The sequence below is a fragment of the Vibrio sp. CJQ_6 genome (assembly GCF_043106745.1).
GTDB classification, from domain to species: Bacteria; Pseudomonadota; Gammaproteobacteria; order Enterobacterales; family Vibrionaceae; genus Vibrio; species Vibrio furnissii.
In genome coordinates, this window is sequence record NZ_JBICMV010000028.1 from 144,833 (window position 1) to 157,513 (window position 12,681).

At 53.2% G+C, this 12,681-nt stretch carries 10 protein-coding genes; 3 read left to right on the top strand and 7 right to left on the bottom strand.

Annotated elements, in window-relative coordinates; genetic code table 11:
* Window positions 1–3 precede the first annotated feature (3 nt).
* The 5 genes from ACF8PK_RS15515 to ACF8PK_RS15535 all read right to left on the bottom strand — a co-directional run bounded on the left by ACF8PK_RS15515 (window position 4) and on the right by ACF8PK_RS15535 (window position 4,944).
* Entirely contained in the window at window positions 4–930 is a 927-nt protein-coding gene (locus ACF8PK_RS15515) for a DMT family transporter (protein WP_286281286.1), read from the bottom strand.
* Window positions 931–1,100: 170 nt separating this feature from the next.
* The gene (locus ACF8PK_RS15520) at window positions 1,101–1,820 is read right to left on the bottom strand and encodes a helix-turn-helix domain-containing protein (protein WP_143679816.1); all 720 of its coding nucleotides are present in this window, start codon (window positions 1,818–1,820) and stop codon (window positions 1,101–1,103) included.
* Between the two features lie 137 nt (window positions 1,821–1,957).
* Window positions 1,958–2,752, bottom strand: coding sequence for a PhzF family phenazine biosynthesis protein (locus ACF8PK_RS15525; protein WP_392442204.1), 795 nt, complete (start codon window positions 2,750–2,752; stop codon window positions 1,958–1,960).
* A gap of 113 nt (window positions 2,753–2,865) precedes the next feature.
* Entirely contained in the window at window positions 2,866–3,405 is a 540-nt protein-coding gene (locus ACF8PK_RS15530; RefSeq protein ID WP_392442206.1) for a hypothetical protein, read from the bottom strand.
* A 162-nt stretch (window positions 3,406–3,567) separates the two neighbouring features.
* Window positions 3,568–4,944 (bottom strand): PLP-dependent aminotransferase family protein, encoded by a 1,377-nt coding sequence (locus ACF8PK_RS15535; RefSeq protein WP_392442208.1) that lies wholly within the window; start codon window positions 4,942–4,944, stop codon window positions 3,568–3,570.
* Window positions 4,945–5,048: 104 nt separating this feature from the next.
* Here ACF8PK_RS15535 and ACF8PK_RS15540 point away from each other — a divergent pair, with 104 nt between their 5' ends.
* Window positions 5,049–5,951, top strand: coding sequence for an EamA family transporter (locus tag ACF8PK_RS15540; RefSeq protein WP_158164799.1), 903 nt, complete (start codon window positions 5,049–5,051; stop codon window positions 5,949–5,951).
* Window positions 5,952–6,274: 323 nt separating this feature from the next.
* Window positions 6,275–6,892, top strand: coding sequence for a DUF1440 domain-containing protein (locus ACF8PK_RS15545; RefSeq protein WP_004727245.1), 618 nt, complete (start codon window positions 6,275–6,277; stop codon window positions 6,890–6,892).
* Window positions 6,893–7,041: 149 nt separating this feature from the next.
* Here the strand turns inward: ACF8PK_RS15545 and ACF8PK_RS15550 are convergent, their stop codons facing one another.
* On the bottom strand, window positions 7,042–8,298 hold the full coding sequence (locus ACF8PK_RS15550) for an SGNH/GDSL hydrolase family protein (RefSeq protein WP_154179362.1): 1,257 nt from the start codon (window positions 8,296–8,298) through the stop codon (window positions 7,042–7,044).
* 735 nt (window positions 8,299–9,033) lie between these two features.
* On the opposite strand from ACF8PK_RS15550, the gene ACF8PK_RS15555 reads away from it, so the two are divergent.
* Window positions 9,034–11,256 carry a leukocidin family pore-forming toxin gene (locus ACF8PK_RS15555; protein ID WP_392442212.1) on the top strand — a complete coding sequence of 741 codons (2,223 nt, stop codon included), beginning with the start codon at window positions 9,034–9,036 and terminating at the stop codon, window positions 11,254–11,256.
* A gap of 91 nt (window positions 11,257–11,347) precedes the next feature.
* Here the strand turns inward: ACF8PK_RS15555 and ACF8PK_RS15560 are convergent, their stop codons facing one another.
* Window positions 11,348–12,637: a hypothetical protein gene (locus ACF8PK_RS15560; RefSeq protein ID WP_392442215.1), complete on the bottom strand. Its 1,290-nt coding sequence runs from the start codon at window positions 12,635–12,637 to the stop codon at window positions 11,348–11,350.
* Between the last annotated feature and the right edge of the window lie 44 nt (window positions 12,638–12,681).

Sequence of the window (12,681 nt, forward strand, 5' to 3'; positions counted from 1 at the left end):
TTGTCATGCTGAGCTAGACGCTGCGCTTGCTTGCAACGCACGTCTGGCTTTGTCGTGTTGATACCCCCACACACTGGCGGCAACGGTGATGACGCCCACCCATGACATCACGCTGAGCGTGGTGCCAAATAGGGCGTAATCAAACAGAATGGTGAGCACTGGAATGCAATAAAACAGCACGCTGACCTGACTGGCCGACTGATGTTTGAGCATCAACATCAACAGCAGCAATGCGCCTGTGGAGACCACCACACTCATCCACAGCAGCGCGACGACCAACTGCGGATTCCAAAGCATGTACCACGGCTGAGTCAGTTGAATGGCACCAAAGATCACCAGCGCGATACTGTTTTGGCTGACCACGGAATCTAAGTTGTCCAACTGAATTCGCCCCTGACAGATGGTGCCGACCGTAATGGCCGCCAGCGCCAGCAATGCCCAACCGATCCCATGCCAATTGAGCGCGCCCAATTGCGCCGAACCTGCGACCGCCAAGCACAAACCAGCAAAGCCAAACAGCAGAAACAGAGCGGCGCGGCGGCTTTGACGCTGGCGAGCCAGCAGCGGCGTGATCAAGGGTTGCAAACCGAGGATCACGGTGACGAGGCCCGGAGAAAGCCCGCTGGAAATGGCTAAGAAATAAGTACTGAGGTAACCAGCCTGCAGCAGCAAACCCGAGCCCAGCAAGTTCCAGCGCGTGGCGCGAGAGCTGTGCGCCAAACGCGGAAGCCAACGGCCCCGCATGACGCGCAGCAGCAGCAGTGTTAAGACCAGCGAGATGGCTGAACGGGCGATCAAAAAGCTCCACACGGACGCCTGTGCGACCCCCAGTTTGACCATGACCGCCCCACTGCTCCACATCAACAAAAACAGAATGGGAGCCAGCGTCAATAGGGATATCGAGGGGGTGAAACGCATCGTTCGCAACATGGATTAATCTCGGTTTGATCTATGAGTTCTCTCGATGATAAAGAGAATTTTTATCCTGTTTGTGCAGAAAAGACACTTTGATACGCCGCAACGCTCATTTTGATGTTCAACACGGAGTGGGGGACGATGCGCGTCGTGATGCTTGTAGTGAGGCATGTCGAGATGCGTCGTTATTTGCTGTAAAGCCGAGTGTAGAACTTGGGGGGCTGGCCAAAGTAGCGGCTGAAACTGCGACTGAACGCTGATGGATCTTGAAACCCTACCTGCTCGGCGATCAGGCCGATGGGATAATCGGAGTGTGTCAGTAGCGCGCGAGCCCGTTCCATCCTCAATTGAGTCAGATATTGAAACGTGGTCATCCCTAGATTGGTTTTGAATAGGTTTTTGTATTGCGTGGTGCTTAAGCACGCGATGCTGGCCAGTTCATTGATGGTGAGCGGTTGCGCCAGATGATCGCGCATCGCTTGCACCGCTTTTTGAATGCGTGGATCAATGGCGCGCGCAAACCCTTGCTTGGCTAACAGAGCCAAAAACAGCGCCAACGTCATCGCTTCAACGTTGGGATCTACCTGCGTGCGGAGCTGTTTATCGACAAATTGAATGTATGCTAAGGCCGCAGGATCCAATTGAAAACTGACCACGCTGGACGCGCTGAGGTTGGGCGGAAGCTCATGGAGATCGGCCACCAAAAAGCGAAACGTTTCTGGCGCACTGAAATCATGACGCGCCCCGGCGCGCACCACCACGCAATCGCCGAAACCGCATTTGAGCACCACGTCATCGACGGCGATGTCGATGTAGCCCGACAGCGGTAAGACCAACTGATGATAGTGGTGGACGTGGCTCGTCGCGTGCGCTGAATAGGAGCGAATGGAAAGCCGGTCACGCATGATCAATCCCAATGGCGTTGGTGCATTTGCTGGTCGTGGGGATGGCGCGTGGCCTGTTCAGCGCGATGTGCTTGCCGTGGTCGCAAAGCATAAAGTCGTCCTTGCATTGAATGAAAGTCTCACCAAGGGTGAAGGCGTTAATCAACCTGTATTGTGCCATGTAAATAGAGGACGCCGTGGCCGGAAACCATCACGTGCTCGCCTTGCCAGTCGCATTGCAACACGCCGCCACGGTGTGAGGCTTGATACGCAATCAGTTCGGTTTTTCCCAGACGTTCACCCCAAAATGGCGCCAAACCGGCATGAATGGAGCCAGTCACGGGATCTTCATCGCCGCCGTTCGCGGGCCAGAAATAGCGCGAGATAAAATCATAATCGCTCGATTGGGCTGTTGCCACGACATCATACGGAGCCAATTGTTTGAGTTGCTCATTATCGCGCAGCACCTCAAGCACGGCCTGTTCATCGTGATACACCGCAAAATACGCTTGTGGGCTGAGCCAAACTTCATCCGGCGTGATGGACAACCCGGCGAGAAGGGGCGCTGGTATGTCGTCAACGGGCTGTGGCGCGCGGTTGGGAAAGCGCATCGTAATGCGTTTGTCTGCAGTTTGAGTGACGCTGAGTGTGCCCACCGCCGCGGTCTCAAAATTTAAAGGGGTGTCACACGCGAAGTGGTTGAATAGCACGTAGGCTGATGCCAGCGTCGCGTGGCCACAGAAATCAATTTCGGTCAGCGGCGAAAACCAACGAATCGCGTAGTGATTTGCAGCCAAGCGTTTGATAAATGCCGTTTCCGACAGGTTGTTTTCCTGAGCGATGGCGAGCATCTGTGCATCACTCAACCAGTGGGTGACTGGCACGACCGCCGCTGAATTGCCTTTAAAGCGTTCAGTGGTAAACGCGTCGACAACAAACAGTTCCAATTCCATGTTGCGCTTCCGATTCCTTGGTGTGATTTTTAACATACAGAAAATCAGCAAGATAGCAACGGTATCTCAGGAAGAAAACGCGAAGCGGCACCGCTGCCGCCTCGCGCAGCGGGTCAGCTATTGTCGATCATCTGCATGATTTTTTTCATCATCACAGGTTTGAGACGTTGGGCAGCTTGCTTGTCTTCTTGCGTCATGCAGCGCTGCAACAGTGTAATGATCTTGTTTTGATTGATGATTTCGATTTCCAGCTCGGCGCGGCTGTCGGCGGGTAAGGTATTCAACATCGCTTCGCTGGATTTGAGCACCATCTGCATCTCTTCTAAGCTCATCCATTGCAGCTTGTGGGTGAACTCATAATAGTCGACGGGCGCAAAGCCGTGACGTTTGGCGATCGCTTCTACCTCAGCCACGTCGTTGGCAGGCGCGGTGGCGACCGCATCTTGGTAATGGCGTTGCCAGTCGCAATGCGTGGCGAAGGTGAGCTCGGTTGCCGGTTCATCCGGTTCGTACGAACTGTCATCCAACGCATCGCGTTCTTGCATGATTTGCAGATAGGTATTGAGGTTTTTCTCGGTTAAGACGGTTTTAGCCAACGTCGGGGTTGAGCAGAGCATCAGCAGTGAACCCGCCCACAAGGGGAAGCGTTTCATACAGCAGTTCCTTTGGTATTTAAGCCAACTGGCATCAGGGCTATTATTATGTTTTTCAGCACGTTATTCACGGCACCAGAAGTGTAGAAGCTGTTTTTTGCGCTGTCTATATTTTGTCCAATCGAGCACCGAGATTCTTAATCGCAAGACAGGGCATTGCCTTTAAACAGTCTGGTGTTGAGCAATCAAGCGCATCAACTGCGCCAGTTGGTCTTCAATCGCTGTTGTGGGCGCAAAACCAATGTTGATGCGCAAGCAATTCTGATAACGCTCCGATTCAGTAAACCAAGGGCCAATGCGAATATCGAGCTGCATTTGTTCGGCGGCATCGCCGACCGCTTGGGCATCGAGGCCGGGGATTTGCATCCACAACACCAAGCCGCCATCCGGTTGGGTGATGGTGCTGCCGGGCGGCAAATGCTCACTCAAGTAATGGAGATAGTAGGCTTTGTGTTGATTGAGTTGATAGCGCACTCGTTTGAGATGGCTCGCGTAAGCGCCTGACTCAATAAAATCGGCCAACGCATACTGAACCAGTGTGGGCACCCCCAGTGCCCGTTTGAGATAGGGCTGAAAGTAACGCCCCGGACGACACCAACCCAGCCGGTAGCTGGGAGACAAGGTTTTCGACACTGAACCACACCACAGCATGTACCCCCCTTCATCGTAGTAGGCCGCGGGCAATGGCGGTTGGTGACGATGGGGCAGTTCCAAATACACATCATCTTCGATGACCGGAATGCGATAGCGGTTGGCGAGTTGTGCCAAGCGTTGCTTTTGTTGGCTGGAGAGTGTGATGCCTTGCGGATTCATGTGGGTGGTACAGAACAACCCGGCTTGCACCGTCCCGCGTTGCAGGTGTTGTTCGAATTGGTCGAGGTCAATGCCCTCTGCCAACGAAGGAATTTCGAGGATACGCAGCGACAACTGCGACAGCAGATCGAGCAAACCGTTGTAGCAGGGGGAACTGATGGCGACCGTATCGCCGGGTTGGGTACACACCATCAGCGCCATTTTGACGCCATCCATACAGCCGTGCGTGATCACCAATTCTTCGCCGTTGAGGGCAAAGCCGCTGTGGGTGAAATGCTGGGCCAGCGCATTGAGTAGCGCGGGTTCACCTTGTGGTGCGGGGTAGTAGGTGAGCTGCGGGCTGGCCCGTTTCATCGCCCGGCGCAGGCTGCGATCGAGCGCTTGTTGGGCTGTTTTATCCAATTGCAGGCGTGAGGTGCCCAGCGGGCCGCAAGGCGTGAGTGTGCGGTGACGAATCGTGGTTGGCGTCGCCACTTGGCTGCGAAAAGGGGGCCAACTGGGCGTGGGGGCGATGGTGTGTTGCTCGGCAATAAAGAATCCCGCTTGCGGGCGCGCAATCAACCAGCCTTGCGCTTCGAGTTCGGCATAACAGCTCACCGCTGTTGAGACGCTCACCCCTTGCTGGCTGGCAAACTGGCGCAGTGACAACATGCGATCGCCCGGGCTGAGCTTTCCCGCCTCAATATCGTGAATGAATTTCTCTGCCAGTTGTTTATATCGCGCCATGCGGTCACCAAATTGTACTGGTTAAATTTTAATAAATTGTATCTGTACTGTTTTTGTTCGGCAAGGGAGACTGAGTGCTCGATAAAACAGGAAGGAGAACACCCATGCAGGGACGAGATTTACTGCTCATCATCAGTGTGATGGCCATCTGGGGCTTTAATTTTTCGATGATCAAACTGGGCGTCAGCGAGATGGATCCGCTGTTGATTGCTGCCGCGCGCTTTTTCTGCGCCACTTTTCCCATCATCTTTTTTGTGCGCAGACCCACGGTGCCGTGGCGCTATTTGATGGCGTATGGCGTGGTGTTTGGTACCGGAATCTGGGGGATGGCGTCGTGTGCCATCACGTGGGGCTTGTCCTCTGGCATGGCGTCGGTGCTGCTGCAAACGGATGTACTGACTACGGTGCTGGTGGGGGTGTTGCTCTACAAAGAGGTGATTTCTCCGCGCATGGCTGCAGGCATTGTGGTGTCGGTGGCCGGATTGGTGGTGTCGATCATTTACACCAATGGCAATGTCACGTTTGCTGGCGTGGTGTTGATTCTGATCGCTGCGATCTGTTGGCCGCTGGCTGGCGTGATTGTGCGCGCATCGGGCACGCGTTCTGCGTTTGCGTTCAACATTTGGGGCATGCTGTTTGCGCCGCTCCCGCTGGTGGCGCTCAGCGTGGGAATTAACGGATGGGAGGTGTTGAGCACCACGTATCAGCAATGGAACAGCAATGCGTGGCTGTCGGTGCTGTTTCAGGCTTACCCAACGACAGTGTTTGGTTACTGGGTGTGGAACAAGATGGTGTTGAAATACCCGATGAGCCAATTGGCACCCATGACGTTGTTGGTGTCGGTGTTTGCGCTGCTGAGCGGGTATGCGCTGTATGATGAACAGTTGTCCATGGCGCAATGGGTATCGTGCAGCACGTTCTTATTGGGGATTGGTCTGGTGCTGTATCCGCAGCGCAAACCGGTGGGGTCGGTAGGTAAGCCGGTGGCGAACCCCTCGGCGTCGTAACGCACCTGATTTCATGTAGGCGTGTTGATCAGCCTGTATGCCTTTCAAGTCGCATTTCTTGCAGCCGCACTCGGTGTCTTTGGTGCGGCGTTTTCGACGCTTTGGGCGGGATTTATCGATGACATACGCCCTTTGCGATGCTCGTGAACAGGTCAATCTCGCATAAGAATCTATTCATCACTTGAAATATTCCATTTATTTACATAACCAACAATAGTCGACTTTGTCACAACTTTTTGACTTAGATGTGTGTTCTTTTATTGATTTAGGTGATATGGTTCACATTGTTTTATATGTAACAGTTTGTTAATGGGAATAAAAATATGAATTTATTTGAACAAACCGATCCGTCACGTCGACGTTATGGCTTGGCTGCCTTTATTGGCTTAATCGCGGGTGTTGTGTCCGCTTTCGTGAAATGGGGTGCTGAAGTTCCGCTTCCACCGCGCAGTCCAGTGGATATTTTCCAAGCGGCCTGTTCGCCAGAATCACTGATTCGTGCGGCTGAAAACATCGACTGCTCACGTAATTTCCTCAATCCGCCTTACGTTTTCTTGCGCGACTGGATTGGTGTTGTTGATCCAAACGAAGCCGTTTATACCTTTGCAGGCCACATTTTTAACTGGGTTGGTGTCACACACATTATCTTCTCCATTGTTTTTGCGGTGGGTTACTGCGTGGTTGCAGAACAATTCCCGAAAATCAAATTGTGGCAAGGTCTGTTTGCTGGTGCATTGGCACAAATCGGCGTTCACATGATCACCTTCCCACTGCTGGGTTTGACTCCGCCTGTGATGGAATGGCCATGGTACGAACACGTGTCTGAAATCGTTGGCCACCTGGTTTGGTTCTGGTCGATTGAAATCATCCGTAGAGATCTGCGTAACCGCATCACGCGTGAACCGGATCCTGAAGTGGCATTGACGGCCGCAACTCGTTAATTCCGTAGGTTATTGAAAAGGTCGCTGAGGCGACCTTTTTTTATGCGCTCCGTTGGGATGTTTCACTGTTTCCCGGCACATCAAGAAAAGGGCCATTCAGCCCTGCGATAACGCGTTGGCGTTGAATGGCCCGTTTGATGCCTTCGCACTTAACGCGGGAACTGCGCAACACCAGTCGCCAAAATGTGGTCGGCGATGTAGCGATGCGTTGCCGTGGTGGGGTGAGTCACATCCCAGAACACAAATCGGTCTGAACCGGATGAGGCACACTCGGCAGCCAGAGCATGGGTGTAGAGATAATCCGCCGCGGAGCTGCGCTGAATATCAAGACACGGCGCGCTGGCATTATCAAAGCCATGCGCGGCTGGGTCGGCGATCATCTGATCAAACAGCGTGTAGGCGTCAAACAGCGAAATGTTGATGCCCTGCATCTGGAAGTAGCGTGCCTGCTCACGAATGAACGCGTTCATGCCAATCACTTTGGCGCGCACCTCGTCGATGTGTTCCTGCGTTGAATATTGGAACTGCGGCGCGCGCGTGGCATCTGGCAGGGTCAACAGCACCAGATTTTTCGCTCCCGCTTCCACCAGACGAATCAGCGCCGAGCTGTAATCCGCTTTGACGTCGGCCAGTGAACGGTCGTAGTTCATAAAATCATTCAGACCGAATTCGAGCGTAAACAGTGTGTTCTCCGCACGGTAATTCGGCGCCATCTCCATGTAGGTCAGGTACGAACTGACTTGCTCATTCACGCCAGTCAGCGCCCAGTATTGATTGCGCCCTGCCGCGCCGCCCACGGCCCAGTTGTAAAGGGGGAGCCCCAAACCTTGCGCCAGATACTCGGTCCAGACAAATCCGTTGGAAAAGTGGCCGACAAACCAAGAGTTCGGATTCGGGAAGCGCCATTGTGAGGCGTTAAAAATGTTGCCGGTGTCGGACAGGCTGTCACCAAAGGCGATCACCTTGTTGATCTTGCTTGGCGCGTTGGCGACATCGTTGCTCCAGATGGTGTGGTTATAAGAAAAACGGGTGTCGGCCGCGGCATAGGTGATGTCGGCAGTATCGTGGGTGAGGCCCAGCGTCTCTTCACAGCGCTGCAGGATGGTGTCGGGCTGAGTCTCGGTGTAGAACATATTTTTGTAACTCACGGAGGACCACCAGTAGCCATCAATGGTGAAATCACTGCCGTCCGCGTTCTTTGCCCACTCCCAGGTGGTGTACGGATCGTTGTGCGTCGCCGCCGGACGATACCAGCAGCGAACGTAGGTGTACGTCGGGCTGCCTAGTGTTTGTGCCGAATCCGCTTCAGATGGCGCCATGAGCGGCGCTGGGTTGATGTCGTTTGCCAATACCGCTGGCGCAATGGCGCTGAGGCTCGCAATCAGCAGAGTGTGTTGTAATGTCATCGTGTCTCTTCTTATTGTGTTGGTTGTATGGCTGATTCAGCGTCGGGTCTGTGTACTCGATGACCGAATCAGCCATGGTTAGCCACTGACTTTCTGGTCGGAGGTGTTCAATGCGATATCTATTCACACCACTAATGCAATTGAAAGCATAAAGCGTGGTGCTTGGGAGGAAGATCATGCTTGAATGTGCATTTGTTCATCGGCATGAATAAATTCGGACAAAAAAACAACGTTTATTTTTATTTGAAGGATGCAATGAGAAAATATGAACAATAATAAAATGAGTACGAGTTATTTCACCTTATCTAAATTAGTGTGTGCAAAATAAGTAAATGATAAAACAATGCTCGCTAAATTAAATATTGATGAATTATTTGTGTTTTTATTCGCCATGTTAAAGAAATCTGTTTAAAACGAATTTAAAACGTGATCTTGTACGATGCTTTTTGTGAATCAGCTTTATTTGTAATGCACTTCCTTATATTGATCACTTGAGCGTCAGCAGATTTACCCCATCTTTGTAGACCTGAACAGCCTTCCTGCGGTTGTCGCGCTCACGTTGACTCACTGAACGAGTCAGTTTACTAACCAATTGAATAATAAAATCTAGCCCTCTATTCTGAGCGGCTTGGAGCGGTTTCCTATTGTCTGTCGACAAGGGGAAAGCCTATTAATAATAAACCATTCTATTTGACGTGATTACGTGAAGTAGAGTGAAAATAATAAAGGGCACCTATGCGAAAACTAAATTCTTATGCAGCAACCACGTTGGTATTATGTTCACTTTCAACAAGTGGCGATGCGTTGGCCGATATCCATGATCCGGTTGGCGAAGCCGTTTCTATTTTGAGTCAGGTTTCTGATTCGAGTCAGATTAATTATTTCAACGCGCAATATTGGCAGGAAAACGATTCCGATATGCCAACTCTGGCACAATTGCGTCAATTCGTTGTGCAAGAGAAACAACGTATTTTGATGGATTTCAGCCAGATCGAAAATAACGAAGAGCGCGCAGTGATGCAGGCGCTGTTTCGTCAGCAATATGGCATGAGCTTTGCGAGCCGGTTCGTCTTGGTGACCGAACATAAAGGGGAACTGCTGTTTACGCCGTTTGATGCGGCGGATGACGTCAACCCTGCTTTGCTGGAAGCGCCGGCCGCCAAGCGAGTACGCCGCTCACTGTCGGATAGCCAGCGCGTCAGTGGTGGTGAAACCAATACACTGCCGCATGTGGCGTTCTATATTAACGTCAACCGCGCGATCAGCGACGAAGAGTGTACCTTTGATAATTCTTGGTTATGGAAGAGTGACAAAGGGCGCCGCTCATTCTGTCACGATGCCAACATCTCCCTGATTTATCGTGTCAATCTGGAACGTTCACTGCAATATGGTATTGTCGGCTCGGCGACACCGGATGCGAAAATTGTCCGCATCAGTTTGGATGATGACAGCACGGGCGCGGGCATTCATCTCAACGATCAACTGAGTTACCGCCAGTTCGGCGCCGATTACGTGACGTTGGATGCCTATTTCCGCGAATGGTCGACCGATGCGATTGCGCAGGATTATCGCTTCGCCTTCAATGCCTCCAACAACAAAGCGCAGGTTCTCAAAACGTTTCCGGCCAGCAACGTCAACGCCAATTTTGAGCGCAAAGAAGTGTCTGGGTTTGAGCTGGGCGTGTCGGGTGGCGTGGAAGCCGACAGCAAAGGGCCGAAAGGCAAGCTCGAAGCCCGCGCGAGTTACTCACAGAGCCGCTGGCTGACGTTCAATACGCAGGATTACCGTATTGAACGCGCCACTAAAAATGCGCAGAACATTAGCTTTAGTTGGGCGCGCCAGCAGTATGCCACTGCGGAATCGCTGCTGAACCGCTCCACCGATGCGTTGTGGGTCAATACCTATCCGGTGGATGTGAACCGCATCAATCCGATCGGCTACGCCAGCTTCGTGCCGAAAATGGACGTGATTTACAAAGCGTCACCAAGCGAGAGCGGTTCGACCGAGTTTGTGATTGATTCTTCAGTCAATATTCGCCCGATCTACAACGGTGCGTACAAACACTACTATGTCGTCGGCGCACATCAGTCGTATCACGGTTTTGAAGACACGCCGCGTCGCCGCGTGACTAAATCCGCCAGTTTTACTGTCGACTGGGATCATCCGGTATTTACCGGTGGTCGCCCGGTGAATCTGCAATTGGCCAGCTTTAATGATCGCTGCGTCACGGTGCAAGCTGACGGCACGCTGACAGCCAGCACGTGTGACAACCAAACCGCGAGTCAGTCGTTCATCTACGACCAACTGGGCCGTTATGTGAGTGCGCTGGACACCAAACGCTGTCTGGACGGCAATGCGTTGGATGCGCTGCAAGCATGTAATCAGAGCCTCAGCCAACGCTGGGAGTGGCAAGAGGGCAGCGACGCGCTGACCAACGTCTACAGTGGCGAAACGCTGGGACACGATACGACAACGGGTGCATTGGGCTTGTATGCCTCCGCCAGTGACAGCGTCAGCCTGCGCACCATCACCGCCTACACCGATGTATTTAACCAGCAACAAACTTCGCCGGTATTGGGGCTGGCGGTGGGTCAGCTTAACGCGCAACCGTTGAGTGCTGAGGGAACCCTGTTTGTGCGCTCGGGAGCGGCGATCGATGCGCTCGGCACCGCAGAAGGGTTGATGGTCGGTGGCAGCGGCGGCTCGCTGAGCCAAGTGGATTTACGCCAAGTGCAATCGGTGGTCGCGACTTCAGGCGATTTTAACTACGGTGGACAGCAACTGCTGGCGCTGACGTTGACGTATCTTGATGGTAGCGTGCAGACGCTTGGGTCAAAACAGTACGGCACCCATCTGCATGAGGATCGTTTTGATGTGCCGGCAGGTCAGTCCATCACAGCGGTTAAAATTTGGGCCGACAACTGGTTGGTCAAAGGGCTGCAACTGGAACTGAATTAACTGAGAACTGAACTCAGTCCATTCGGAATGAACAATCCCCGCCATCTGGCGGGGATTTTTTGATTCAACCCTCACCATCGATGGTGGGACATCAACCGTGCGTGTAGAACCACAACACGCTGCTACACACCAGATACATCACCACAATGTAGCGCCAGTTGGCATGCAGCAACGCTTTCGCGCTGATGTCGTAGCGCGATTGAATACTGAGCTGAACGCCGGAAAACGGCGACAGCGTAATGCCCAGCGACCAGCCCATCAGCAGGGTCATGCCGAGTAAATCCGGATCGCTAACCGTCGGCGAGAGTACACTCCCCGCCAGTACCACACTGGTGACCGGATGCATGCCGCTGAGAGCGAGCAGTGCCAATACCACCAAAGTGAGGCTGGCTTCCAGCGCGCCGAACTGAGTGGGCGCAAGCTGAATCTGCGTCGCTGCCAGTGCCGACGCTACGCCTGCTGCCAGCATGGCTGCGGCAGCAAACAGCACCACTTCTCCGGCCGAACCCGCCACACCGGAAGTAATGTGATTACGCGCGCTATAGAGCCCTAATTTGCCTTTTTTTAGCAGCAACCAACTGCCTGTAAACACAATCGCGGTGAGTGTCACCAAGGACAACACGCTGATGTGTGGATACAGTGTGTGACCGGACATCACCACCAGCGCCAGCAGCCCCGGCATCCACAGCGACGAAAACGAAATCGGGTAGCCGTTCATCTGCTCGGCATCCGAGCGGCGGGTGATCTGCCATGCGCTGAGTGACAGCGCCACCAAGCTCACCGGCAAGCCGTATAACACCAATGTGCCCAGTTGCGCGCCCGGCGCACTGATGAGGGTTAACCCCATGGAAGCGAAAAATGGTGACCAAAACGCGCACGTGGCAAACGCGCGCAGTAATACCAAGCCTTGCGTGGTGGTGAGTTTGTCTTTCGAGGACAATTTATCGCCGACGATGATCACCGACGACATATTCAGCACCGCGCCAAACAAATGCGCGCCAAACAGCGTGCGCACCAACGCCGATTTACCTTGCGGCAGTTGCTCTCCGGTACGCACACTCTCCATGGCGAAAATGCGCAGAAAACCGACCCCAATCAGCATGGTGACCACGTTTTGGTTAGCTTCGATGGCTTTGAGCACGTAGTGACCGCCGCTACCATTCAGTAGGCCATAAATCAGCCCCGCGGTGCCCACGCCAAATAGCAGCAGAATCTGTTTTTTCTGCGCCGGTTTGACGGCGGGCAAAAATAAGCCTGCGGCGATCCAAATCGGAATGCCAGCCCAAAAGCCGGCGATGTGATCGGTCAGTTGGGCGCTCAGCGAAAGGAAAAGGCTCGCCATCAGCAGCCAGCCACCGGTGGCAGCAATCGTTGGATTCATAACTTGTGTGTACGCTCGTGAAGTTGGACGACGTTGAGTGCCGA

What these genes read in the sequence shown, in the direction of transcription:
- ACF8PK_RS15530 (WP_392442206.1), bottom strand. Translation starts at nt 3,405, where the DNA reads ATGAAACGCTTCCCCTTGTGGGCGGGTTCACTGCTGATGCTCTGCTCA.
- ACF8PK_RS15535 (WP_392442208.1), bottom strand. Translation starts at nt 4,944, where the DNA reads ATGGCGCGATATAAACAACTGGCAGAGAAATTCATTCACGATATTGAG.
- ACF8PK_RS15545 (WP_004727245.1), top strand. Translation starts at nt 6,275, where the DNA reads ATGAATTTATTTGAACAAACCGATCCGTCACGTCGACGTTATGGCTTG.
- ACF8PK_RS15525 (WP_392442204.1), bottom strand. Translation starts at nt 2,752, where the DNA reads ATGGAATTGGAACTGTTTGTTGTCGACGCGTTTACCACTGAACGCTTT.
- ACF8PK_RS15555 (WP_392442212.1), top strand. Translation starts at nt 9,034, where the DNA reads ATGCGAAAACTAAATTCTTATGCAGCAACCACGTTGGTATTATGTTCA.
- ACF8PK_RS15520 (WP_143679816.1), bottom strand. Translation starts at nt 1,820, where the DNA reads ATGCGTGACCGGCTTTCCATTCGCTCCTATTCAGCGCACGCGACGAGC.
- ACF8PK_RS15560 (WP_392442215.1), bottom strand. Translation starts at nt 12,637, where the DNA reads ATGAATCCAACGATTGCTGCCACCGGTGGCTGGCTGCTGATGGCGAGC.
- ACF8PK_RS15540 (WP_158164799.1), top strand. Translation starts at nt 5,049, where the DNA reads ATGCAGGGACGAGATTTACTGCTCATCATCAGTGTGATGGCCATCTGG.
- ACF8PK_RS15515 (WP_286281286.1), bottom strand. Translation starts at nt 930, where the DNA reads ATGTTGCGAACGATGCGTTTCACCCCCTCGATATCCCTATTGACGCTG.
- ACF8PK_RS15550 (WP_154179362.1), bottom strand. Translation starts at nt 8,298, where the DNA reads ATGACATTACAACACACTCTGCTGATTGCGAGCCTCAGCGCCATTGCG.